Consider the following 23,928-nt stretch of genomic DNA (forward strand, 5'->3'; position numbering starts at 1 on the left):
TTGCCTCCCTTGGGGGTTCGGGCCGGGTGGTCTCAGGCCAGGCCGAGGCTGATGCCGAACTCGGGCTCGGAGCCCAGCAGGTACGCGCCGGCGGACTGCAGGATGCGGTCCTGGGCGACCAGGTGCTGGGCGAGTACGGCGGTGTCGCGCAGCCAGCGGTCCATCGGCGAGGTGCGGTTGATCGACCAGGTCTGCAGCAGGTCGTAGAGCCGGGCCACCAGGTCGCGGGAGTTGCGGAACGCGTGCAGCCAGGACAGCGGGGAGGCGGCGCGCTCGGTCGGGGTGAGGTCGTCCAGCGTGCCGCCGGCCGACAGCACCTCCCACTGGCGCCGCATCGCGCCGTACACGCCCTCCCGGGTGGCGTTGAACTCGGCCTCGCAGCGGGCGAGTTCGGTCTGCACCCGCCAGCTGTCGGCCCAACTGCGGCCGGCCATCCCGTCATAGCGGGTGGTCGCGATCTCACGGGCGTGGTCGAGCGCGGCCCGGGCCACGCCGAGCGGGACGCCGGACATGGCGCGCATGAAGGAGTCGGAGTAGGCCATCGGGTTGGGCGCGACGCACGGTTCGAAGAAGGTGAAAGTGTGGCCCTCGGGGACGAACACGTCGGTGAGGGTGTAGTCGCTGCTGCCGGTGCCGCACAGGCCGGTGGTGTCCCAGTTGTCGATCGGCTCGGCGGCGGAGGCCGGGACGAGGAACTGCATCGAGTCGTGCCGGTGCGCGCTGCCGGGGGCGGCCCAGGGCTCGCCGTCCTGGTAGACGAACGCGCCGGAGGTCAACAGGTCGGCGTGCCTGACGCCGGAGCCGAACGACCAGTGGCCGCTGATCCGGTAGCCGCCGGGGACGCGCTCGGCCCGGCCGGACGGGGCCAGCGAGCCCACGGTGATCAGGTCGGGGCTCGGGTAGAGGGCGCGGACCGCGTCCGGGGTGAGGAAGTTGGTGATCGCGCCGCCCATCGAGCCGATCCCGGCGCACCAGGCGGCGGAGGCGTCGCCGTGGGCGAGGGCCTCGATCACCTCGGTCTGCTCCATCGAGGTGAGGCCGGGGCCGCCCCACTCGGGGGCGTGACCCATCCGGAACACCCCGGTGGCGCGCAGCAGTTCGACCACCTCGGCGGGCAGGGTGCGGTTGGCCTCGATCTCCGGGGCCTTCTTGCGCAGGACGGGCGCCAGCTCGCGGGCGCGGCGCAGGATCTCGGCGGCGTCGAGCGGGGCGTCGAACGGGGCGTCGGACGGGGTGTCGGTGTTCATCGGTCCACATCCAGGAGTCCGGCGGGCATCGTGAAAGGGGCGTGCGGATCGGCGGGTCCGACCTCGGAGGTGACGGTCTCGACCAGGGCGGCGGCGACGTCCAGCCGCTGTTCGCAGGCGGCGACGCTGCCCGCCTCGCAGACCACGAAGGAGTGCCGGGCCAGGTAGCCGCCGGGGGGCAGCCGCAGCACGGTGCCGGGCGGGGCCATCGGCGCGGCGTGCAGCAGGCCGGGCGCGTCGCCGGGCTTGGGGAGCGTCAACTCCTCCAGCCGGCAGTCCCGTTCGGGGCAGCCGAAGCGGATGCCGGCCACTGCGGAACGGGTCGGGGCGATCTCCGGGCGGCGGCCGACCGCGATGTCGAACAGCACCTCGCCGGGCTCCAGGCCGGTGGCGATCCGGCCGAGCAGCGGGATCAGGTCGCCGCCGAGCCGGCCGTTGACCTCGACGATCAGCGGGCCGCGCGGGGTGAGCCGCAGCTCGGTGTGGGTGATGCCGTCCTCGACGCCGAGCGCCCGGTGCGCGTCGGCCAGGACAGCGAGCAGGGCGGGGTCGGCGAGCAACGGGTCGGCGGCGTCGACGATGTGGCCGACCTCCTCGAAGTACGGCTCGTCGCTGCTGTACTTGCGGGCCAGGAACAGCGGCAGGTACTCGCCCCGGTGGACGGCGCCGTCCACGCTGATCTCGGGGCCGCCCGCGTACTCCTCGACGATCACGCTGGCCCGGTACGGCCCGGGGTCGACCCGGCTGGCGGACAGCGCGGTGTCGAAGGCCGCGTCGAGCTCGGCCTCGTCGGCGGCGAAGACCACGCCGATGCTGGCACCCATGGCGCGCGGCTTGAGTACCACCGGGTAGCCGATTCGGGCGGCGGCGGCGCGGGCCTCGGCGAGGTCGGTGGTGAGCGCGAAGCCGGGCTGGCGCTGGCCGGCGGCGGTGAGCACGGTGCGGGTGCGCTCCTTGTCGCGGACGCCGCGCACGCCGCGCTCGGACAGGCCGGGGACGCCGAGTTCGGCGGCCAGCAGGCCGGCGTCGAGCACCAGCGGCTCGTCCCAGCAGAGCAGGCCGACGACGCGCTTGCGGGCGGCGATCTCCCGGACGGTGGCGTTCATGGTGGCGGTGTCGAAGACATCGGCGACCACGATCTCGTCGAAGTACTCGCGCTGCCAGGTCGGCCGCAGGTTGTTGACCAGCAGCAGTTCGAGGCCGGCGGCGCGGGCGCGGCGGCTCATCGGGCCGACCAGGTACTCGCGGTACTCCTTCAGTCCGCTGCCGATCACCAGCAGCGTGCCGGGACCGTCCCCGGTCTTCTGATGTTCCGTCATGAGTCCTCCTGTGCACGGGAGTCGATGTCGAAGCGGACCAGCGCGGCGGCCTGGTCGGCGAGCCGGCGGGCCTCGGCGGGGGTGTCGGCGAGGGTGGTGACGATGCCGACCCGGTCCCAGGAGCTGCGCAGCCCGGCGGCGCGGTGGCCGGGGGCGATACCGACCACCGCGAGCTGCACGCCCTCGGCGGCCCGGGCGGCGTCCAGGCCGTGCACGGCGGTGACGGTGCCGGGCCGGTCGGGGGCAAGGAAGGCGGCGGCGGTGGCGCGTTCGGCCTTCGCGGGCAGCGGGCCGGGGTCCTCGCCGCGCATCACCGCGTAGTAGGCGCGGGTGAGGTCGACGGGGTAGGCGGCCTCGATCAGGTCGGTGATCGAGTCGCCGGGCAGCCGTCCGGCGCACTCGACCAGCACCGGGACGCCGTCGGCGAGGATCCACTCGCAGTGCAGCACGCCGGTGCCGAAGCCGACGGCGGCGGCCAGCCGTTCGGTCTCCTCCGCCAGCAACTCGTGGGTTTCGGAGGGCAGTTCGGCCGGGATGGTGTGCCCGTACTCGATCGGGTACGGGCCGGGGTAGAGCAGTTTGCCGGTGGTGTTGGCGAACACCGGGCGGCCGTCGACGACCAGCATCTCGACGCTGAACTCCGGCCCGCCGACGTACTGTTCGGCCAGCATGGCGGGCGTGATCGGCCGGTCGGGAACGAACACCCCCTCGTCCTGGGCCTGCCCGAACGCCCAGGCCGCCTCGGCCTCGGCGGGCGCGCGGACCACCAGGGTGCCGACCGAAGCCTGCCGGTTGGCGGGCTTGAGCACCACCGGGCCGGGGTGCCGGGCCATGAAGCCGGCCAGTTCGGCGGCGCTCGCGACCGGCTCGGAGGCCGGGTTGGCGATTCCGGCGGCAGCCGCGACCACCCGCAACTGGTGCTTGTCGCGAAGCAGTTGGGCCGCGCCAAGGCTCGCTCCGGGCAGTCCGTAGCGCTCGGCGAGCCGGGCCGCGAACGGCACCGCGTACTCGACTGCGGGGATCACCGCGACCGGGTCGAGCCCGGGGTGCGCGGCGTGGAAGGCGTCCGCCCGGCCCGGCAGGTGGTACTCGCACTCGATCAACTCGCGGGCGTAGTCGATGCGTTCGACCGCCTCGGCGAGGTGCCGCTTACGGGCGACGTCCGGCTCCTCGACGTAGACCACCGAGTCGGCGCCCTGGAAGGCGGCGAGCGCGGGCACCGCGAAGGCCACGTAGCCGACGACCAGCACGGGGCGGGCGCTCATGCCGTGCCCCCGACCGGCTCGGCGGCCTCGGGCAGCGCGGCCTCGGCGGCCCGCCGGTCCGCGTCGCGCTTGATGCCGTACACCGCGAACGCGCCCGCCAGTGCGGCCGTCAGGCCGGCCAGCGCCCAGAAGCCCTGGCCGAACCGGCTCCACAGGTAGACGCCGAACAGCGGGGCGACGGCCCCGGCCAGACCGGTGACGGCGTGCATGGCCGCCAGGTAGCGGGCCTTCAGCGCGGCCGGGAAGGTCGCCGGGTGGGCGAACATGCTGGGCGCGGCGGTCATCAGCCCGGCGACGTAGACCAGCATGCCGAGGATCACGAACGCCCCGGCGTGCGCCGCCAGCCCGTACAGCGCCAGCCCGAGCGCGTTCAGCGCGTGGCCCGCACCGACCGCCAGGTAGGTGGGGATCCGGGTGATGTACGCGGTGATCTTCAGCTCGCAGCTGATCAGGACGACCGAGGAGGTGGCCAGCACCACGCTGTACAGCCAGGTCGGGTAGCCGTCGTGGACGATCTCCAGCGGCAGCGAGACCGAGGACTGCACGTAGGTGAGCGTGCCGAGGGTGATCGCCACCAGGTACGCCAGGTAGGCCCGGTCGCGCAGCATCGCCGCGTACGCGGCTCGGCCGGTCGCCCGGCGCTCGTTGACGGACACGGCCGCCGGCTCGGGCACCGCGTGCCGGGGCAGCAGCCGGTAGGCGAGGGCCGCGTAGACCACGGTGGTGGCGCCGTCGATCCAGAACAGCAGGTCCCAGTCGAGCAGGATCACCCCGGCGGCGATCAGCGGGGCGAGCGCGGCGCCGACGTTGAGGGCGATCCGCATCATCGAGAACGCCATCACGTGGTAGCGGTCCGGCATCAGGTCGCTGAGCAGCACCGACGCGGCAGGCCGGTACGCCTGGGCGAAGAGTCCGGCCCCGGCGACGGCGAGCAGCAGCGGCACCAGCAGCCCGGGCCGGGCCAGCAGCGGAAGCAGGGCGACCAGCGGCGCGGAGCCGGCCATCGCGGTCACGATGGTGGTGCGGGCGCCGAGCCGGTGGGTGGCCTCGCCGCCGAGCACTGTGCCGACGGCGGTGCCCAGGCTGTACGCGCCGAGCGCCAGGCCCGCGGCGCCGTCCGACATCTCCTTGTGCGTCAGGTAGAGCACCAGGAAGGTCTGGACGAACGCGCCGAGCTGGTTGACCAGCACGCCGCCGAGCAGGTACCGGACGGTGGCCGGGGTGGCCCTGAGCGTGTCGAGGACGCCGATCGGTGGCCTGTCGTCGTCGGTCATATCGCCTCCTTCACTGCTTCAGCGATGCGTTCCGCGACCAGCGGAGCGGTGGAGAACCCGCTGCCGCCGCAGGCGGCGCGGGTCCACAGGCCCGGGGAGACCCGGGCCAGCAGCGGGCCGCCGGTGGCGGCGTCCGCGGTGTAGTGGCAGACCCGCACGCCGGCCACGGGGTAGCGCTCCAGGTCGGGCAGGATGCCCTCGGCGGCGAGCCGGTCCAGGTACGGCTGCTGGTCCTCGCCGGCGGTGTCGGTGTCCGCGACGGGGCGGCACACCGTGTCGGAGCTGAGTTTGAGCAGGGTGCCGGCGCCCGGCGGCAGCACCCAGCCGCGGCCCTCGCGGCCGAGGCCGCCCGCGGCGGGTGCGCCGTCCCAGCGGTCACCGCCGGCGGGCCGGCCCAGGTAGAGCATGGTCTGCCGGTACAGCACGACCTGGGCGTCGGTCAGTCTGCGCGTCCACGGGCCGCCGGCCAGCAGTGCCAGGTCGCCGCGGACCACCTCGCCGCCGGTCAGCACGATCCGTCCCGACCCGGCGAACACCGTCCGCACGGTGCTGTGCGGGCGCAGTGTCACGCCGGGTCGGGCGGTCAGCCAGCGGGCGGCGGCGTGCAGCACCCGGTCGGCGAGCAGCACGCCGCCGGTGCGTTCGCGCACCGCGACGGTGCCGGACGGCAGTCCCAGGGGCGGGAGTTGACCGTCCGCCGGCAGGTCGACCGGGATGCCGGCCTTGTCGGCCTCGGCGAGCAGGCCGTCGAGGCGGTGAGCGGGCCAGGCGGTGAGCGCCCCGACGCGGCGGTACAGCTCGGTGCCGAACAGGGTTTCCAGCTCGGCCCAGTGGCGGTGGGCGGCGAGCCGGCGGGCAGTGCCGTCGGGGTCGCCGGGGAGCAGGGTGCGGATCGCGCGGTGCTGGTCGTGGGAGGTGGCGTCCGGGTTGGGCACCGGGCCGCGTTCCAGCACGGTGACCAGGTACCCGGCCCGGGCGCAGGCGACGGCGGTGAGCAGCCCGGTGACGCCGGCGCCCACCACCACCACGTGCGCGGCGGTGCTGCTGTTCACCGTCCGCCGCCGTGCACGCGGGTGGCGAGTCTGGGCAGCGGGCGGGGGCTGATGGTGGTGGCGGACGGTTCGGCGGGGATGGCGGTGTCGGGCAGCGCCTCGGCGGCCAGGTCGACCAGCAGGGGGGCGGCGCAGCGCAGGAACAGGTCGAGTTCGTGCCAGAAGTCGCCGGCGTCGTCGTCGGTGACCTCCCAGCGGTCGAGCCGGCCGAGTTGTTCGGTGAGGGTGAAGGCGGCGGCGCCGAGGCTGAAGCGGCGCGGTCGCAGGGCGGCGGCGAAGCGTTCGGCGATCAGCGCGGCGGCGCGGTGGGAGCGGGCGCTGACGGGCAGCGGGCCGCGGTCGAGGTGGGCCTCGGCCTTGGCGGCGACCCGGTTCCACGGTTCGACCAGGCGCTGTCCGCAGACCCGGTCCATGGCGGCGCGGGTGAAGTTGGAGCGCTGGAAGTCGGGGCCGGTGGCGGCCAGGTAGTAGCGGACCAGGTCGCGCGGGACTTCGGCGGTGAGCTGACGGCCGGTGACCACGTGGCCGCGGCTGGTGGAGAACTTGTCGCTGTCGAGTTCGTAGAACTCGTTGGTGACGAAGTGCGCGGGCAGCGCGAGTCCGCCGAGGGCGAGCAGCATGGCGGTGCCGGCCAGCGCGAACGCGAAGCTGGCGTCGGAGCCGAAGAAGTAGACCACTTCGGGCCCGGACTCGACGGCCCAGTGCCGTTCCTCGTCGCCGGGCACCTCTCCCCTGGCCTCGGCGGCGAGCGCGATGGCGTGCAGGCTCCAGGCGACGGTCTCGGTGTCGGAGTACAGCACCTGCCCGGGGGTCTCCGGGAACGGGGCGGGGATGCCCCAGTCGATCGGCAGGGTGATCGGGTAGTCGGGCAGTCGGCGGGCCATCAACTCCTCGACCAGCTGGGCGAGTCGGGGCCGCATGGTGGGGGCGAGCCGGGCGAAGTAGGAGGCCAGGGCGGCCCGGTGCTCCTCCAGCGGCAGCACCAGGACTTCCCGTTCGCGCAGTTCGACGGGGAGTTCGGGGTACCGGGTGGAGCGCGGGTCGAGCAGGTCGCCGGAGGCGATCCAGTGGCCGCAGTTCTCGCAGAGTCCGGCGCAGCCCTCGGCCAGGCAGACCGGGCAGCCGCCGCGGACGTACGCGTCGGTGAGGTACTCGCCGGTCTCCGGGAGGTACGGGAACGTGACCTTGCGGAGCCTCAAGTGGCCTTCGCCGTGCAGTCGTTCGAAGAAGGTGCGGACGGTCTTCAGGTACCGCTCGTCGAACCGGACGAAGCCGTCGGGGACGATGCCGGCGGCGGCGAGGGTGGCCTCGACCTGTTCGGCGGCGCGCAGCCGGAGTTCCTCGGGCTGTTCGCCGAGGCGGCGGGCGGTGGTGACGATGTAGTTCTGGGTAAAGTGCACGCCGGTGCCGAACAGGGTGTCCCGGGCGGTGGCGCGGGCGTAGCGGGTGCACACGTCGGCGGAGAGGAACGGCCCGGCGAGGTGGCCCAGGTGCAGGTCGCCGTTGGCGGTGGGGCCGGGTGCGATCACCAGCAGCGCGGCCATCAGCGGGCACCCGCCGGGGCGAGGCCGTGGCGCTCCAGCAGGTCGTCGGTGATGTCGCGGGCGCGGTGGGCGAGCACGCTGATCAGCGAGTCGGCGATGCCATGGGTGGCCTCGTTGACGCCCTGGAGGTACAGCGCGGCGTCGGTGCCGGCGCCCAGGTCGACCCGGTAGTCGCGACTGACGGTGACCTCGGGCAGTCCGGCCTTCTCTGTCAACTCCCGTACCAGGGCGGGCATCCGGCTGTCGTAGCCGGTGCCGAGCAGCACCAGGTCGCAGCGGTGCTCGGTGACCTTGCCGGTGCGCAGGTCGCGCAGGTCGAGCACCACCTCGCCGTCCTCCTCACGGGCGGCGATCACCTCGGTCATCGCCCGGACCTCGGCGCGGCCGGTGCCGATCATCTTCTCCCGGTACAGCAGCATGTACAGCTCGTCGAGGAACGGCGGGGCGAGGCCCGCGTAGTTGGTCAGCCGCATCTGGTCGAGCACCTGGGCGCGCACCTCGGCCGGGGCGTCGTAGAACTCGTCCACGAAGGAGGGGTAGAACAGCTCGTTGACGAACTTGCTGCTCTGGTAGTTCTGCAGGCCGATCGAGCGGACCAGCATGGTGACGGTGGAGTTCGGCAGGCTCTCGTACAGCGCCATGAACATCTCGGCGGCGCTCTGCGCCCCGCCGATCACCACGGCGCGCAGCGGCGCGTCCTTGTCGACGGCGGTGATCCGGCTGCGGAACCGGGCGCTGTGGATGACCTTCTCGGCGGGCAGGTCGGCGAAGACCGGCGGGATGTGCATGTCGCGGCCGGCGCCGACCACCAGGTCGCGGCAGCGGATGGTGTCGCCGTCGGCGAGGGTGACCTGCCAGCCGATCAGCCGGCCGTCCGCGTCGTAGCGCGGCTCGGTGGCGGTGGCCTTGGCGTCGTAGCGGATTCGCACCTTCTCCAGCGAGCGGGCCACCCACTGCAGGTAGTCGGAGAACTCCCAGCGGTGCGGGTGGAAGGTGCCCAGGTTGATGAACTGGTCCAGCCGGTCGTGCTGGTGCAGGAAGTTGAGGAATGAGAACCGGCTGCGCGGGTCGCGCAGCGTCACCAGGTCCTTGAGGAAGGAAACCTGGCTGCGGGCCCAGGGCATCAGCAGGTCGCGCTGCCACTTGATGTCCGGGGCCTGCTCCAACAGCAGCGTGCCTTCGGCCAGTTCGGCCGAGCCGCTCTCCTCGATCGCGGCCGCGAGGGCCAGATTCGCCGGGCCGGCGCCGATCGCCAGTACGCCCACCTCTAGGTCAGCCATACGTCCCCCTCGTGAACTCGGGTCTCTCCAGGGCCGGTTGTCGTGCACCGAGAAACCTAGGAAGCCGGCCTTCCCGCCAGGTAGGGACGGTTTCCCGGCCACGGGGGAATTTCCGGACGTACGGACGAGGGCCCCGGGACCCTTGCCTTCTGGTGGTCGCGCGAGGAAGACCGGGTCCACATGGCCGACCGGCTGCGCGAAGGCGCGGGCGTCCGTACGATCGCCGCCGAGCTGGGCCACGGCCCCGACGCGGCCCGCGCGATCGCCCGCGAACTCGTCGCCTTCATGCAACGCCCCGGCGGCCAGTCGCAGTTCTCCACCGCGCTCGCCACGCCGCCGGTGCGCCGCCCCACCCTGCGGGCCCTCGTCGAGGCCGTCACCGCCGGCCCGGCCGGCCCGCACGCCCTCAGCGCTTCGCCACCACGAGCCGGTAGCGGGGTCGTCCGGTTCCCGCGAGGTCGTCCGGTTCCCGCGAGGTCGTCCGGTTCCCGGGGGGTCGGGCCGGGCATGGCTGAGGGATACCGCTGTGGTGTTCGGGGCGAGAGGGGACGGGTGTGGGGACGGACTGGGTGCGGGGCGCGGTGCTGTACCAGATCTATCCGCAGAGTTTCGCGGACGGGAACGGGGACGGGATCGGGGACTTCGCGGGGCTGACGGAGCGGCTGGAGTACTTGCAGTGGCTGGGGGTGGACGCGGTGTGGCTCAACCCGTGCTTCGCCTCGCCGTTCGGGGACGCGGGGTACGACGTCGCGGACTTCCTGACCACCGCGCCGCGTTACGGCGCGCCGGAGGACCTGGCGAAGTTCACGGACGCGGCCCGCCGGGCGGGGATCCGGGTGCTGCTGGACCTGGTGGCGGGCCACACCTCGGACCAGCACCCGTGGTTCGTCCGCTCGGCGGGCGACCCGGACGATCACCGGTACATCTGGGCGGACCAGCCCGCGCCCGGGTACGTGGCCTCGCCGGGGAGCCGGTCGGGCTGGTACCGGCCGAACTTCTTCGACTTCCAGCCGGCCCTCAACTTCGGCTACGCGCAACGGGATTCGGCCGAGCCGTGGCGGCAGCCGGTGGACGCGCAGGGCCCGCGGGCGAACCGGGCGGCGCTGCGGGAGATCATGGCGCACTGGTTCGGCCTGGGCGTCTCGGGTTTCCGGGTGGACATGGCGTCCTCGCTGGTGAAGGACGACCCGGGGTTCGTGGAGACCGGCAAGCTGTGGCGGGAGACCCGGGCCTGGATGGACACCCACCACCCCGACCAGGTGATCCTCGCCGAGTGGGGCGACCCGGCGCGGTCGGTGCCGATGGGCTTCCACGGCGACTTCTTCCTCCAGTTCGGCGGCCCGGACGACGGCGCCGCGCTGCGTTCGCTGTGGGACAACGGCACGGGCACGGTGCACGAGCACTGGCCGCAGCAGGCCTGCTACTTCGACGCCGAGGGCCAGGGCTCGATGCGGCCGTTCGTCGCCGAGTGGGAGCGCACCGCGCAGGCCATGGACGGCGGGGGCTTCGCCTCGCTGCCGACCGCGAACCACGACTACTCCCGGCTGGCGTGCGGCCCGCGCACCCGCGAGCAACTGGCGGCCGCGTTCACCTTCCAGCTGACCTGGCCGACCGTCCCGGCGATCTACTACGGCGACGAGATCGGCATGCGGTTCGTGCCGGGCCTGCCGGACACCGAGGGCAGCGTGCTGGGCCCGCGCTACAACCGGGCCGGCTGCCGGACGCCGATGCAGTGGGACGCGACGCCGGACGCCGGGTTCTCCTCCGCGCCCGCCGAGCGGTTCTACCTGCCGCTGGACCCGGCACCGGACCGTCCGGACGTGGCCTCCCAGCGCGCCGACCAGGCGTCGCTGCTGCACCAGGTGCGGCAGTTGATCGCGCTGCGCCGCGCGCACCCGGCCCTCGGACCGGACGGGTCGGTCGAACTGCTGCACAGCGGCTACCCGTTGGCGTACGTGCGCGGCGGCCGCTACCTGGTGGTGGTCAATCCGCGCCGCACGCCCGCGCACCTGCCGGTGGAGCGGGAGCTGCCGGGGCGGCTGCTGTTCGGGCGGGGCGTGTCGTTGACGCACTCGGCGCTGCACGCGGACGGCTTCGCGTACGGCGTGTTCGGCCTCTGAACCGGCGCCTCGGGATGCGCTCGCCTTCGCCGTCTGCGCGCTGCTGACCGGCGCGCCCGGCTGGCGCGGGCCCAGGTCCGGGAGTTCCTCGCGCCGGTCCGGGAGCGCTTTCCCGAACTGGTGATCCGCCACCGGGTGATCCTCGAGGACGGCGACCTGGACCGGAAGGCCGCCCTGCGGGAGGTCTCGGACCGATCGTCGAACGGATCGAGGGCCTGGGCCGGCGCGCCCTGGCCGTCCGGGCCGACAGCGCGGACTCCGCCGCGCTGAACGCCGCGGTGGAACGGACCGTCGAGGCGTTCGGCCGGCTGGACGTCCTGGTGAACAACGCCGGCGTGTTCCTGGTCGGCCCGCTGGAGCAGCTCGGCCGCGCCGAGATCGACGCCACGCTCGCCGTCAACGTCCGCGCGCCGTACGAGCTCGCGCAGGCCGCGTCCCGGCACCTGGCCGACGGCGGGCGGATCATCGGCATCGGCAGCAACGTCGCCGAACGGGCCCCGCTCCCCGGTCTCGCGCTGTACTCGATGAGCAAGACCGCCCTGATCGGCCTCACCAAGGGCCTGACCCGCGAACTCGGCCCGCGCGGCATCACCGTCAACCTCATCCACCCCGGCCCCACCGACACCGACGCCAACCCCGCCGACGGCCCGAACGCCGCGGCCATCGCCGGACTGACCGCGCTCGGCCGGTACGCCGACCCGGCGGAGATCGCCGCCACCGTCGCCCACGTGGCCAGCCCCGACGCCCGGTACGTCACCGGCGCGGTGATCTCCGTAGACGGCGGCTTCTCCGCCTGAGGGGGTACGCCGACGCCTTCTCCGCCCGGGGAGGTACGTCGCCCCTGACGGGCCATCAGGGTCGGTGTACCCCGGTGGAATCAGTCGCCCGGCTCCGCGCTGCGACCGCAGCAGGGGCCGGGTTCGTCCGGTGCGGCGACGACCGGGCGGCGGGGCGCGTGATGGTGTGGGTCGCACCGTAACCGCTGCCCTTGACCGGAGGATTTCCGCTCGTGAACTCGCCTTCTGTGCCAGGCCGTTGTCGTCGCAGGACCGTCACCGCCGGTGCCGCGGCGGCCGTCCTGGCGCTGCTCGCCGTCGCGTCGCCCGCCGTCGCCTCAGCCCCTGCGCCCGCGCCGCCGGGTGTCCAGCGGTCGCTGGAAGCCCTGGTGTCGGAGCTCGGGGTTCCCGGCGCGCTGGTCACCGTCCGGGAGCCGGGCGGCCGGACGGTGAGCGGCGCCGCCGGCGTCGGCGACGTGGCGACCGGGGCGCCGGTGCCGCTCGACGGGGAGGTCAGGGCGGGCAGCAACACCAAGACCTTCGTGGCCGTCGTGGTGCTCCAACTGGTCGCCGAGGGCCGGGTGCGCCTGAACAGCAACATCGAGCACTACCTGCCCGGGCTGGTCCGTGGAAAGGGCATCGACGGACGGCACATCACCGTCCGTCAACTGCTCCAACAGACCAGCGGCCTGCCCAACTACAGCGACTACCTCGGCGAGGACGTCCGGCACTTCGAGCCCCGTGAACTCCTCGACCTCGCGCTGCGGCACCCCGCCGCGTTCCGCCCCGGCACGTCCTGGCAGTACAGCAACACCAACTACCTGCTGGCGGGCCTGCTGGTCGAACGGGTCACCGGCCACACCCTCGCCCAGGAGCTGGACACGCGCATCGTCCAGCGCCTCGGCCTGCGCCACACCTACTTCCCCGCCCCCGGCGAGACCGCCCTCCGGGGGCCGCACCCGCACGGCTACTACCGGGACGCGGGCCACCTGCTCGACGTCACCGAGTTCGACCCGTCCTGGGCCTGGGCAGCGGGCCAACTGGTCTCCACCAACGCCGACTTGGACACCTTCTTCACCGCCCTGCTCACCCCCGGCCGACTCCTCCCCGCCGCCCAACTCGCCCAGATGCAGGCCGCCACCGCCACCGCCGACGCCACCTTCGGCCCCGGCGCCCGCTACGGCCTCGGCCTGGTCAGCCGCCCCCTCTCCTGCGGCGGCCGGTACTGGGGCCACGGCGGCAGCTTCCCCGGCTACGAGACGCGCGGCGGCGCCACCGAGGACGGCCGCGCCGCGAGCGTCGCCGTGACGGAGCAGGTCACCGACTCCGCGAGGCGGCAGCACCTCGACGACCTGGTCGACGGCGCGCTGTGCGAGGCGGCTGCCGCCGCCCGCTGACTCTGCCTCCGGCCTGCCTCCGGCCTGCCTCGGTCGGGCTTCTGTCGGCTCTTGTCGGCTTTTGTCAGCCGCGCAGTGCCTCGGCGATCCGAGGGGCGGCCTGGGCGGCGACGCGCGGATTCGTGGCGGCGCAGTGGGTGCAGGCGTTCAGGCCGGCGGTCAACGCCCAGCCGCGACCCTTGGTCCAGGTCGCCTCACCAGTTCCTTCGCGGCCTGCCCGACCGTATCCGGGCGCCGGGGCAGCCGGACGGCCAACTCCCCGCTCCAGCCTGGCGATCAGGCGGGCGCGCCGCCGATCACCGGTCGGAGCTCCGCGCCCACCACGGTCAACTCCCGGCCGACCCGGCCCGCGACGCACGGCGGGCGGTCGGGGCCATCACCGGGCCCCGCTGCCGCGCCTGTCGAGCGGATCGCCCCCGCAGTCCGGACGCCGCTTCGCCATGCCGTAGGTGTCGCTGACGCGTCAACAGATCAGTTTGTCATACCGGAATTTGAGGAATGTGGAGCCCACTTGTGGATGGTGTGAAAGGATCACCGCCGGTACTGCGCCCACATCGCCGACGCCCTGGTGTGACCATCGGCGGCCGAGTGCGGCGCGTTCCCACCGACAACTACCGTCCAGCGGGCGGCCGCGCTCACGCGCCCCCGCTCGACCGCGCCGGACCGGCCTCGCCCGGCATGGCGCGGCCCGACACCTCATGAAGGGTGTTCATGTCTCGTTCCGTACTCGCCGCGACACCGGCCCGCCGCACCGCGGCGCTGCTCGCCACGGCGACCACCACGTTCGGCCTGCTGACCCTGGCCGCACCCGCGCACGCCGACTCCCCGGCCGCGGGCGGAACCGTCACCACTCTCGCCTCCGCGCGCGACGTCCTCGACCGGCAGCTGGGAAGCGTCACCCTCGACACCCTGGCCCCGGCCCCCACGGTGACCGGCATCGAACCCGGCCACGGCCCCCTCGCGGGCGGCGCCACCGTCACCATCTCCGGCACCCACCTCACCGGGGCGACCGGAGTGTCCTTCGGCTCCGTCCCGGCCACCGGCTTCACCGTTGACAGCGACACCAGCATCACCGCCACCGCCCCCGCCGGCACCGCCCCCGGTGCCGTCGCCGTGGCCGTCACCACCCCTGGCGGCACCAGCAGCACCGGCCAGTTCACCTACGACGCACCCCCGGCCATGATGTACACCTTCACGGAGACCTCCGACCCGAAGTCCGGCTCTGTCGTTCACCCGGGCGACAAGGTGACCTACACCGTGACCGTCGTCCAGCACGGCAACCGCGCGGTCAAGGAACTCGGGATCCTCGACGACCTGTCGCAGGTGCTGGACGACGCCGACTACAACGGCGACGTCAAGGCCGACTCCGGCACCGCCGAGGTCAGGAACGGAAGGATGCTCTGGACCGGCGACCTCTCGGTCGGCGGCCGCGCGACGATCACGTACTCCGTGACCGTCAACGGCAAGGGCGACCGCCGGCTGTCCACCTCCGTCACCGCGCCGGACGACGCGCGCGGCGACTGCGAGACCCAGAAGGGCTGCGCGACCGACCTCACGGTCAAGGACGCCGTCACCCCCTCGCCGTCGCCGTCGTCCACCGGCGGCAGCCAGACGCCCGGCACCCACAGCCCCAGCGCGTCGGCCTCCTCCACCACGCCGAGCTCTCCCGACACGCAGACCCCGTCGGCCTCCGCGACCCCGCAGACCTCGGGCGTCCTCGCCAGCACCGGCGCCACCGTACTCGGCACGGCCGCGGCCGGCGGCGCCCTGCTGCTGGTCGGCGGTCTCACCGTCGTACTCAGCCGCCGCAAGGCCCGCCACAACTGATCCGACCCGCGCGGGCCGTGGGGCGGTCGTGACGTCCGGTCACGGCCGCCCTGCGGCCACCCCTCAGTTCGGCTGCCGTCCGACGGTCCGTGGCGTCGCCGACCAGCAGGGCCACTCCGCCCAGACCGTACCGGTGGCGACTGATGTGCCGAATCACCCGAGTGCGTTGCGCGCGGCCCCAATCAAGGCCCGCGCGGCGTCGCCGTACACCGCGCTGGAAGCCAATCCGGAGAAGGCTCGCATGTAGTCGGCAAGCTCGCGGGGCTGCGTGACATTGACCTCAGCAGTGAGCGTTTCCACGAGGGCTTGGCGGTCGTCGTAGAGGTAAAAGGCCTCAAGCGGCCAGATCGTGCGGGCGGCACCCATTGGAATGATGCCCAAGGAGACCGACGGCAGCCGCATCACGTCCAAGAGGTGGGACAGTTGGCCGACCATCGCGCTGCGGTTGCCGACCCAGGACCGAAGGACCCACTCCTCCATCAGAACGACGAACCGATGGTTCCCCTCGTACAGGAATCGGCTTCGGGCGACACGTGCGACAACGGCCTCAGCAACGTCGTCCGGGGTGCCTTGGAACTCGGTGATGGCAGTCATGAGAGCGGTGGCGAAGGCCGGTGTTTGGAAGAACCCGGGAGGCACGTTCGAGGCATACACGCGGCAGAGGATCGTCCGCTCATGGAGCGCGTAGAAGTCCTCGTGCACCTTGCGCATCCCCATTCGATGGAGTCTGCGCCACTCCAGGTACATCGAGTCCACTGAGCGTGCGGTGGCGATCAGGTCCTCTGCTTGGTCTTCCGCCCCGGATGCTGAGCACCACGCCCGAATGTCCGAGTCGGACGGGGCGGCCTTGGCGCTCAGAATGCGGGACGTCTTGGCAGCATGCCACCCGCACCGGGCAGAGAGCAAGCGGGATCTGCGGGACGTGACCCACGCCGTCCAGGTCCACGACGACGGCGCCCACACCCTGTGGCTGTACTCCCTCACCGCCCCGGCGTGGGCTGCCGCGACCTTCCGCGACGGCGAGGACGTCCACCACGTCCGCCAGTGCGGCGACCGCCGCCTGTGGGACGACTTCGAGCGGACCGTCGCCTGGTGGCAGCGGGCGGGCGAGCCCGGCGTCGAGCGGCTCGGACTTGCCGTCACCCCGACCGGTTGGCACGCCTGGCTGGACGGCCCTGATCGCCCGATCTGAGCCGAGCGGCTGGGGAAGCTCTCCGGATTTCGCAGGTTATCGGCCAACTCCGTTGGTGGCGCCCAGAATTGTCAGTGCCGGGTGGTGGAATCGCCGCGTGCGGGGAGCATGTCCACAACCCTCTCTGGAGTGTCGATGACCAAGACCGTCCCGGTTCGCGGCCACTACCGAAACGACGGAACCTATGTCAGGCCCCACATCCGGACGATCAACGGCGCGAACAACGCCGCCCGCAGCTCCACCTACACCGGCTACCGCGGCGGGTCCGGCGGTGGAAAGGCGGCCGCTGGGGGTGGTGGGCTGCTGCTGGCCCTGCTGTTCCTGATCGGCATCACCTCCGGCGGCGGCGACAACGCCGGTACCACCAGTCCGTCTCCGACGTCCACCGTCGTTCAGCATGCCGGAGTCACTCCCTGATCCCGTCATGAGCACTCGGCTCAGGCCGTCCGCACGGCCTGAGCCTTGCTGCGCGCGCACGGATCGCCAGGGCTAAGGGCCGGTACGCAGGCCGCCGTTGAGCAGGAGGAGGGCCAGTGCGAGGGCGGCCGCGGCGATGACGGACAGGAACGGGAGACGGCCGTGCGGGGCGAGGAGGGTGGCGAGCACGGGTAGGGCGGCGATGGCGAGGACGGGCCAGCCCGGGGCGAGGAGGAGGGCGGCGGCGGTTGCGGCGAGGACGGCGGCCAGGGCCGAGGTGCGGGCGCCGGCGCGTTGGGGGAGGCCGCGGATTCCGGCGGCGCGGTCGGCGGCCAAGTCCGGTAGGACGTTGGTGAAGTGGGCGGCGACGCCGAGCAGCGCGCCGGCGCCGAGGACGGGGGCGGCGGGCCATGGCCGGCCCGGCAGCGCGAGGGTCGCGAAGGCGGGGAGAAGGGCGAACGCGACCGCGTACGGCAGCCAGGACCACCAGGTGGCCTTCAGTCGCAGGTTGTAGGCCCACCCGGCGGCCACTGCCACCAGGTGCACCGTGGCTGCCGCGAACCCGCACGCCGCCGACAGCAGCACACAGCAGGCGATCGCCCAGCCGATGGCGGCGGTGATCCGGCGGACAGTCACTTCGCCCGAGGCGAGCGGCTTGTCGGGACGCCGGGCGGCCCCGTCCCGTTGCCGGTCGATCAGGTCGTTGCTCCAACCGATCGAGAGCTGCCCGGCCGCGACCGCGCCGCCGGTGAGCAGCGTCCCGACCAGTCCGCGCCCGGCACCGACGGCCATCGCCCCGGCCAGTCCGGTCACGGCCGCGGCGGGCACGGGGTGGCAGGCTCGCATCAGGCTCCCGACCCGGGCCCGGGGCACCACCGCTGCGCCGCTCATGTCCGCCACGCTAGCCGTCCGCGCGCCGGCGGGGCGGGATCACCGCGCCGACCGTTCGGCGCAGCACAATGAGGTGGAATGTCAAGAATGCTGTGGGATACCGGAGTTGTCGCGCCGCGAGCAACGCGCCGCACATATACTCCCGGTGCCCGTTCACCGGCCGACCAGGGGGAGTCCGACGGTGCTGAACACCGATCTCACCGTTGACCTGTCGCTCGTGCTGCTGCTTGCACTGGTCACGCGCCTGCTGTCGCTGCCGCTGCTGTGGCGCTCCCAGCGCACGCTCCGGGCCCGGGCCGTGGCCACCGCGGCCGGGGCCGCGCCGCCCGGTGTCGGGCCGGTGGTGGGCGACTTGGCGGTGTGCGTGGTGGTCGCGACTGCGCTCGAAGTCCTGATGAACGTCTTCCTGAACGCCGGCTTCGACGTGCTGCGCAGCCCGGCGGCGTTCGCCGACGAGCACCCGCTCGGGGTCGCAATCCGGCTGCACACCGCCAGCCTGCGGATCTGGCTGTGGCTCGTCTCGGCGCTGCTGGTGGGCGCGTTGCTGCTGCTCACTCATCGGGTGGGGCGGGCGCTGTTGACGGTCGGTATGCCGCCCGAGGTGGCGTCGGACGGGCGGTTTCGCCGGCGCGGCCGGATCGTGCTCGGGGTGCTCGCGGTCCTGGCGGTGCTGGTGCTGCCGCTGGGTGTGGTGATCGGTGCGCTGGTGTTTCAGACGGTGGCGCTGATCACCGCCCGCCGTCACCCCGCACCGCTGCCCGCCGCACCGATCGGCCAGCCCTACGCGCAGCCCTACGGCCAACCGTACGGCCAGGCCTACGCGCAGCCCCAGGGCCAACCCTGGGGCCAGCCGTATGTACAGCCGCATGCCCAGCCCGCCGCACAGCCGTTCGCGCCGCCCGCCACCGCGGTCACCGCCCCGGCGACCGCTCTCGCCGCCCCGTCCCCGCCCGCCGTGCCGCCCGCCGCTCCCCCGGTGCCCGTTCGGGCGGCCGCCCAGGTGCCGCATCAGCCATTGAGCGGGCACGAGCCGCGCAGTATCGGCGGGTACCAGTTGCTCGGCCGGATCGGGTCGGGTGGCATGGGGACGGTGTACCTGGCGCGGCGCGAGGGGGCGGCCACCCAGGTCGCGTTGAAGACGATCAACCTCGAACTGCTGGACGATCCTGACCTGTTGCGACGCTTCCAGCGCGAGTCCGAGGTCCTCGCGATGGTGCCGGGGGCGTACACCGCGCGGGTGCTGGACACCGGCGTGGACGCGGGCCGGCCGTTCCTCGCGATGGAGTTGCTGGACGGGCGCCCGCTCGACACCCACCTGCGGGAGAACGGGCCGGTCCGGTCCCCGGAGGCGCTGCGGGCGCTCGGCCTGGCGTTGGCGGTGGCGCTCTCGGGTGTTCACCGGCTCGGTCTGGTACACCGCGACCTCAAGCCGGCGAACATCATGCTGACTTCGGCCGGGCCCCGGCTGCTCGACTTCGGCATCGCCGCTCTGGTGGACGGCACCCGGCTGACCATGACGGGCGCGGGGCCGGGCACGCTCACCTACATGGCTCCGGAGCAGTTCGGCGAGGAGCGGGTGGGCACGGCCGCCGACATCTGGGCGTGGGCGTGCTGTGTGGTGTGCGCCGCCCACGGGGCCAGCCCGTTCGCGGCCACCAGCACCGGCGGGGTGATCCGCCGCATCATCGACACCGGCCCGGACCAGACCGCCCTCGCCACCGTCCGTTCCCTGGACCCGGCGCTCGCCGACGTGGTCGCCCGCGCCCTCACCCCCGACCCGGCCGCCCGCCCGGCCGACGGCACCGCGCTGCTCGCGCTGCTGACGTCCGCGCAACCCGACGGCACCACGGACGTCCGCGAGGAGATCACGCGCGGCTGGAGCACCCTCCGCCTCTGACCATCCGCCTCCGGCGCCGGGCCCGGCTGTCGGAGTGCGCGCGTATGGTCCGACCCGAAGTGGGGTCCGATGGCAGGAAGATCGGATCTTCGTAGTGCAGGAGGACGGGCGGCTGGTCCGTTCGCCGAGCCTTTCCCCGGACGGTGGGATCGTCGGGAACCTCGGCGCGCCACAGCCGTACTGGGCGCCCCGTGTCGCCCGCCGCGGACTGACGCACCGCCGCCAGGCGTCGGACGCGCCCGACGCGGGCGGATTGCCTGGTTCGGGTGGGTTCGGTCCCTATCCTGGGCCGGTGACGCGGATCGCTGGAGTGTCCGGGGTTCTTCCGCCCCATCGGTACCGGCAGGGCGAGTTGGCCGCTGGGCTGGCGGCGCTGCGCGGTGGGGCGGGGGACGAACGGGCGCTGGCGGAGCGGTTCTTCACGGGGGCGGGGGTGGAGTTCCGGCATCTGGCGTTCCCGTTGGAGCGGTACGGCGAGTTCGACGGTTTCGGGGAGGCCAACGACGCCTGGTTGGAGGCCGCGTCCGAACTCGCCGTTCAGGCAGCCGAGTCGGCGCTGCGTGCGGCCGGGATGGATGCCGAGCAGATCGATGTGGTCGTCTCCACCACCGTCACCGGCATCGCCGTGCCCTCGCTGGAGGCGCGGGTCGCGGCCCGGCTCGGCCTGCGTCAGGACGTGCGGCGGGTACCGCTGTTCGGCCTGGGGTGCGCCGGCGGGGCGGGCGGGTTGGCGGTGGTGGACGAGGTGCTGGCGGGGCGTCCGGACGGGGTGGCGCTGTTGCTGGCCACCGAGTTGTGTTCGCTGACCTTGCAGCGGACGGACACCTCGCCGCCGAACCTGCTGGCCACCTCACTGTTCGGGGACGGCGCGGGCGCGCTGCTGGCGGTCGGTGACGGGCATCCGGCGGCAGGCGGCGGGCCGGTGGTGGTGGCGACCCGGAGCCGGCTGTATCCGGGGACGGAGCGGCTGCTCGGCTGGCAGGTCGGCGAGTTCGGCTTCAGCATCCTGCTGGGGCCCGACCTGCCCGAGCTGGTCCGGCTGCACGTCGGCGAGGAGGTGGCGTCGTTCCTGGCCGCGCACGACCTGAAGCCGGGGGACGTGGGCAGTTGGGTGTGCCATCCGGGCGGCCCCAAGGTGTTGGACGTGCTGGGTGAGGAACTCGGCCTGCCGGAAGCCGCGTTGGGGCCGAGCCGGCAGTCGCTGGCGCGCTGCGGCAACCTGTCCTCGGCGTCGGTGCTGCACATTCTGCGCGCGGTGATCGACCAAGGTCCGCCGCCACCGGGCTCGTTCGGGCTGATGCTCGCGCTCGGCCCGGGATTCTCCTCCGAACTCGTGCTGCTGCGCTGGTGATTGAGTGGTGGGACAGATGATCGCCTGGACCGTGCTGGTCGCGCTGGTCGCCGTGGAGCGGCTTGCGGAGCTGCAGGTCGCCCGCCGGAACGCCACCTGGAGCCTGGCCCGGGGCGGGGTGGAGTACGGTCGGCGGCACTATCCGCCGATGGTCGCCCTGCACACCGGGCTACTGGCGGGCTGCCTGTTGGAGACCTGGTGGGCGGGCCGCCCGTTCCTGCCGCTGCTGGGCTGGCCGATGGCGGCGCTGGCACTCGCCGCGCAGGGGCTGCGCTGGTGGTGCATCGCGACGCTCGGGCCGCGCTGGAACACCCGGGTGATCGTGGTGCCGGGCCTGCCGCTGGTCACCGGCGGGCCGTACCGGTGGCTGCGGCATCCCAACTACCTGGCGGTGGTGGTGGAAGGGTTCGCGCTGCCGCTGGTGCACACGGCGTGGGTGACGGCGCTGGCCTTCACCGTGCTCAACTCCCTTCTGCTGGCCACCCGTTTGCGCTGCGAGGACGCCGCGCTGACGCTGTGCCGGGCCGCCGCGTGATCGACCTGCTGGTGATCGGCGGCGGCCCGGCCGGGCTGGCCACCGCGATCCACGCCGCCCGCGCCGGGCTGTCCACCACCGTGCTGGAACCGCGTCCGACGCCGGTCGACAAGGCCTGCGGCGAGGGCCTGATGCCCGGCGCGGTACGGGCGCTGGCGCGACTCGGCGTCACCGTCGAGGGGCGCCCGTTCCACGGCATCCGCTACCTGGAGGCCGACGGCCCGTGCGCCGCCGAGGCCCGCTTCCGCACCGGCCACGGCCTGGGCGTGCGCCGCACCGTGCTGCACGCCGCCCTCGCGGCCCGCGCGGACCAGCTGGGGGTCCAGCGCACCACCGGCCGTGCGGAGAGCCTGCACGTCACTGAACGAGCGGTGGTGGTGGGCGACTTGACCGCACAGAGCGTGGTCGCTGCGGACGGGCTGCACTCCCCCGTCCGCCGCGCGCTCGGACTCCACCGGCCGTCCGGCGCCCGCCGGTCGGCACGCTACGGACAGCGGCGCCACTTCGCGGTGCGGCCGTGGAGCGACCTGGTGGAGGTGTACTGGTCGCGGCACGCGGAGGCGTACGTCACGCCGGTGTCGGACGAGGCGGTCGGGGTGGCGGTGCTCGGCTCGCAGCGCCTGCCTTTCGATCGCCAACTCGCGGCGTTTCCCGCCCTGTTGGAGCGACTGGGCGAGGCGGAGGCCGGACCGGTCCGGGGCGCGGGGCCGCTGCGACAACACGCGGCAGCGCGGGTGTGCGGGCGGGTGCTGCTGGTCGGGGACGCCGCCGGGTACCTGGACGCCCTGACCGGCGAGGGCATCGCGATCGCCCTGGCCTCCGCCGAGGCCGCCGTCCACTGCCTGACCGCCGGCCGCCCCGCCGCGTACGAACGCGCCTGGCGCCGCGCCACCCGACCCTACCGCCTGCTCACCAGCACGCTGTTGGCCGCCCGGCACCACCCGCTGATCGGCCCCCGGATCGTCCCGCTGGCCGCCGCGACCCCGCCGCTGTTCCGCGCGGCCGTCAACCTGCTGGCCCGCTGATCCCGTCAACCTGCTGGCCCGCTGATCCCGTCAACCTGCCGCCATGCCGGTCCGCTCCGTCAGGCGCATCGGCTGCGGGCCGGGCGAGAGCACCAGCCTGGGCAGTGGCCGCACCGGTTCGGCGACCGCCGGGCGCAGCCGCCAGCGGCCCGCGACGGTGGCCAGGGCGAGGGTGGCTTCGACGGTGCCGAAGCGGTCGCCCGGACAGCGGGTGGCGCCGAGTCCGAACGGCAGGTAGGCGTCCCGGTGGACGGCGCCGGGGGCGAAGCGGTCGGGGTCGAAGCGGGTGGGGTCGGGGAACAGCTCGAGGCGGCGCTGGAGCAGGTAGAGGCAGCAGATCACCGGCGCCCCGGCGGGCAGTTGGACGCCGCCGAGTTCGAGCGGGCGGGTGGTGCTGCGGCTGATCGCCCAGGCGGGCGGGTAGAGCCGCAGCGCCTCGCTCACCACCTGTGCGGTGTACGGGAGTTGGGCGAGATGCTGCCAGCGGGCGGGGGCGCCGGCCGGTCCGGCGTCCAGCTCGGCGTGCAACTTCCGTTCCACCTCGGGGTGTTCGGCGACCAGGCGGAGCGACCAGGCCAGCGCGGAGGAGGTGGTCTCGGCCCCGGCGAGCACCAAGGTCGCGACCTGGTCGGCGAGTTCGCGCTCGCCCAGCGGCCGTCCGTCCTCGTCGCGGGCGGCCAGCAGCAGCGACAGCACGTCGCCGTGGTCGCGGCCGCGCGCCCGGTAGTCGGCGATGATGGCGGCCACCCCGGCGTGCCAGGTGCGCAGCGCGCGGCGGTACTCGCGGCGGGCGGGCGTGGGCAGCAGGTCGGCGGCGGGCAGCACGACGCGCAGGTAGAGGCCGCGCAGCAGCACGTCCAGGGCGTGGCGCAGCTGTTCGGCGGCTTCGGCGGTCAGGCCGGCCGAGAACAGGGTGCGGACGGCGACGGCGGTGGTGAGGGTGAACGCCTCGCGGGTGACGTCGATGGTCTGTCCGGCCCGCCAACTCGCGGTGAGAGCGGCCGTTTCGGCGGTCATCGCCTCGGCGTAGCGCGGCAACAGGGCACGCTGGAAGGCGGGTTGAACGATGCGGCGGAGCCGCTGGTGGTCGGCGTGCGGGCAGGAGGCGAGGCCGTTGCCGAGGAAGGTGCGGATCTTCGCGTAGAGCGGGCCGGCGCGGTCGAAATCGGCCCGGTCGGTGAGCACCCGCCGGATCAACTCCGGTGCGCCGACCAGGTACAGCTCGCGCGGGCCGACCCGGATGCGGACCACGTCGCCGTACGCGGGCAGGGTGTCGAGGAAGGCGAGCGGGCGGGTGATCATGGCGGGCAGGTGGCCCAGCAGCGGGAGGCCGCCGGGGACGGTGGCGGGGTGCACGGGCCCTCGATTCGATGACGGGACGCGGGTGGCACACGCGAACGCCACGATGCGTTACGACGCGTACACAGTGTGCAACAATCGTGCCGCATCCGGGTGGTGATGATGCGTCAGGCGCGGCCGTCGCCTCCCCGGCCCGGCGGCCGGCGCGGCCCCGGTCCAG

The 23,928-nt window shown here is 73.6% G+C and carries 20 protein-coding genes; 10 read left to right on the forward strand and 10 right to left on the reverse strand.

Going from position 1 to position 23,928, the window contains the following annotated elements; all coding sequences use genetic code 11:
• Window positions 1-32: 32 nt before the first annotated feature.
• Genes ACFV18_RS11035 through ACFV18_RS11065 form a run of 7 tightly spaced genes read right to left on the reverse strand, consistent with a single transcriptional unit; the run spans window position 33 to window position 8,981 of the window.
• Window positions 33-1,247, reverse strand: a complete 1,215-nt coding sequence (locus ACFV18_RS11035) for an acyl-CoA dehydrogenase family protein (protein ID WP_380481673.1) — start codon at window positions 1,245-1,247, stop codon at window positions 33-35.
• Window positions 1,244-2,566: an acetyl-CoA carboxylase biotin carboxylase subunit family protein gene (locus ACFV18_RS11040; RefSeq protein WP_380481675.1), complete on the reverse strand. Its 1,323-nt coding sequence runs from the start codon at window positions 2,564-2,566 to the stop codon at window positions 1,244-1,246. Before ACFV18_RS11040 ends, ACFV18_RS11035 begins: the two co-directional genes overlap by 4 nt.
• The gene (locus ACFV18_RS11045; RefSeq protein ID WP_380481677.1) at window positions 2,563-3,831 is read right to left on the reverse strand and encodes an ATP-grasp domain-containing protein; all 1,269 of its coding nucleotides are present in this window, start codon (window positions 3,829-3,831) and stop codon (window positions 2,563-2,565) included. Before ACFV18_RS11045 ends, ACFV18_RS11040 begins: the two co-directional genes overlap by 4 nt.
• Entirely contained in the window at window positions 3,828-5,105 is a 1,278-nt protein-coding gene (locus ACFV18_RS11050; protein WP_380481679.1) for an MFS transporter, read from the reverse strand. The genes ACFV18_RS11045 and ACFV18_RS11050 overlap by 4 nt, the downstream gene beginning before the upstream one ends.
• Entirely contained in the window at window positions 5,102-6,157 is a 1,056-nt protein-coding gene (locus tag ACFV18_RS11055; RefSeq protein WP_380481681.1) for an NAD(P)/FAD-dependent oxidoreductase, read from the reverse strand. Before ACFV18_RS11055 ends, ACFV18_RS11050 begins: the two co-directional genes overlap by 4 nt.
• The gene (locus ACFV18_RS11060; RefSeq protein WP_380481683.1) at window positions 6,154-7,701 is read right to left on the reverse strand and encodes a class I tRNA ligase family protein; all 1,548 of its coding nucleotides are present in this window, start codon (window positions 7,699-7,701) and stop codon (window positions 6,154-6,156) included. Before ACFV18_RS11060 ends, ACFV18_RS11055 begins: the two co-directional genes overlap by 4 nt.
• A complete protein-coding gene (locus tag ACFV18_RS11065) occupies window positions 7,701-8,981 on the reverse strand; it encodes a lysine N(6)-hydroxylase/L-ornithine N(5)-oxygenase family protein (RefSeq protein WP_380481685.1) in 1,281 nt (426 codons plus the stop codon). The genes ACFV18_RS11060 and ACFV18_RS11065 overlap by 1 nt, the downstream gene beginning before the upstream one ends.
• Before the next feature lie 554 nt (window positions 8,982-9,535).
• Between ACFV18_RS11065 and ACFV18_RS11070 the strand changes: the two genes are divergently transcribed.
• The 4 genes from ACFV18_RS11070 (at window position 9,536) to ACFV18_RS11085 (ending at window position 15,101) form a co-directional block, all read left to right on the forward strand.
• The gene (locus ACFV18_RS11070; RefSeq protein WP_380481687.1) at window positions 9,536-11,101 is read left to right on the forward strand and encodes an alpha-amylase family glycosyl hydrolase; all 1,566 of its coding nucleotides are present in this window, start codon (window positions 9,536-9,538) and stop codon (window positions 11,099-11,101) included.
• 194 nt (window positions 11,102-11,295) lie between these two features.
• Window positions 11,296-11,898, forward strand: a complete 603-nt coding sequence (locus tag ACFV18_RS11075; protein WP_380481988.1) for an SDR family NAD(P)-dependent oxidoreductase — start codon at window positions 11,296-11,298, stop codon at window positions 11,896-11,898.
• A 212-nt stretch (window positions 11,899-12,110) separates the two neighbouring features.
• The gene (locus ACFV18_RS11080; RefSeq protein ID WP_380481689.1) at window positions 12,111-13,274 is read left to right on the forward strand and encodes a serine hydrolase domain-containing protein; all 1,164 of its coding nucleotides are present in this window, start codon (window positions 12,111-12,113) and stop codon (window positions 13,272-13,274) included.
• Window positions 13,275-13,985: 711 nt separating this feature from the next.
• Window positions 13,986-15,101, forward strand: a complete 1,116-nt coding sequence (locus ACFV18_RS11085) for an IPT/TIG domain-containing protein (RefSeq protein ID WP_380481691.1) — start codon at window positions 13,986-13,988, stop codon at window positions 15,099-15,101.
• Window positions 15,102-15,254: 153 nt separating this feature from the next.
• Here the strand turns inward: ACFV18_RS11085 and ACFV18_RS11090 are convergent, their stop codons facing one another.
• Window positions 15,255-16,064 (reverse strand): DUF5753 domain-containing protein, encoded by an 810-nt coding sequence (locus ACFV18_RS11090; protein WP_380481693.1) that lies wholly within the window; start codon window positions 16,062-16,064, stop codon window positions 15,255-15,257.
• On the opposite strand from ACFV18_RS11090, the gene ACFV18_RS11095 reads away from it, so the two are divergent.
• Together ACFV18_RS11095 and ACFV18_RS11100 are read left to right on the forward strand one after the other, a co-directional pair.
• On the forward strand, window positions 16,024-16,293 hold the full coding sequence (locus ACFV18_RS11095) for a hypothetical protein (protein WP_380481695.1): 270 nt from the start codon (window positions 16,024-16,026) through the stop codon (window positions 16,291-16,293). The two genes, ACFV18_RS11090 and ACFV18_RS11095, sit on opposite strands and share 41 nt — an antisense overlap.
• Before the next feature lie 135 nt (window positions 16,294-16,428).
• Window positions 16,429-16,710: a hypothetical protein gene (locus ACFV18_RS11100; RefSeq protein ID WP_380481697.1), complete on the forward strand. Its 282-nt coding sequence runs from the start codon at window positions 16,429-16,431 to the stop codon at window positions 16,708-16,710.
• Between the two features lie 72 nt (window positions 16,711-16,782).
• Here the strand turns inward: ACFV18_RS11100 and ACFV18_RS11105 are convergent, their stop codons facing one another.
• On the reverse strand, window positions 16,783-17,601 hold the full coding sequence (locus ACFV18_RS11105) for a UbiA family prenyltransferase (RefSeq protein WP_380481699.1): 819 nt from the start codon (window positions 17,599-17,601) through the stop codon (window positions 16,783-16,785).
• Window positions 17,602-17,782: 181 nt separating this feature from the next.
• Here ACFV18_RS11105 and ACFV18_RS11110 point away from each other — a divergent pair, with 181 nt between their 5' ends.
• The 4 genes from ACFV18_RS11110 (at window position 17,783) to ACFV18_RS11125 (ending at window position 22,409) form a co-directional block, all read left to right on the forward strand.
• Window positions 17,783-19,498: a protein kinase gene (locus ACFV18_RS11110; protein WP_380481701.1), complete on the forward strand. Its 1,716-nt coding sequence runs from the start codon at window positions 17,783-17,785 to the stop codon at window positions 19,496-19,498.
• Window positions 19,499-19,790: 292 nt separating this feature from the next.
• A complete protein-coding gene (locus tag ACFV18_RS11115; RefSeq protein ID WP_380481703.1) occupies window positions 19,791-20,849 on the forward strand; it encodes a type III polyketide synthase in 1,059 nt (352 codons plus the stop codon).
• 16 nt (window positions 20,850-20,865) lie between these two features.
• Complete coding sequence (locus ACFV18_RS11120) at window positions 20,866-21,384, forward strand: isoprenylcysteine carboxyl methyltransferase family protein (RefSeq protein WP_380481705.1); 519 nt, start codon at window positions 20,866-20,868, stop codon at window positions 21,382-21,384.
• A complete protein-coding gene (locus tag ACFV18_RS11125) occupies window positions 21,381-22,409 on the forward strand; it encodes an NAD(P)/FAD-dependent oxidoreductase (protein WP_380481989.1) in 1,029 nt (342 codons plus the stop codon). Before ACFV18_RS11120 ends, ACFV18_RS11125 begins: the two co-directional genes overlap by 4 nt.
• 30 nt (window positions 22,410-22,439) lie before the next feature.
• Here ACFV18_RS11125 and ACFV18_RS11130 read toward each other — a convergent pair whose 3' ends face one another.
• Entirely contained in the window at window positions 22,440-23,765 is a 1,326-nt protein-coding gene (locus tag ACFV18_RS11130; RefSeq protein ID WP_380481707.1) for a cytochrome P450, read from the reverse strand.
• Window positions 23,766-23,928 lie beyond the last annotated feature (163 nt).

Origin of the sequence: Kitasatospora sp. NPDC059673 (assembly GCF_042734215.1) — a bacterium.
Lineage (GTDB): Bacteria > Actinomycetota > Actinomycetes > Streptomycetales > Streptomycetaceae > Kitasatospora.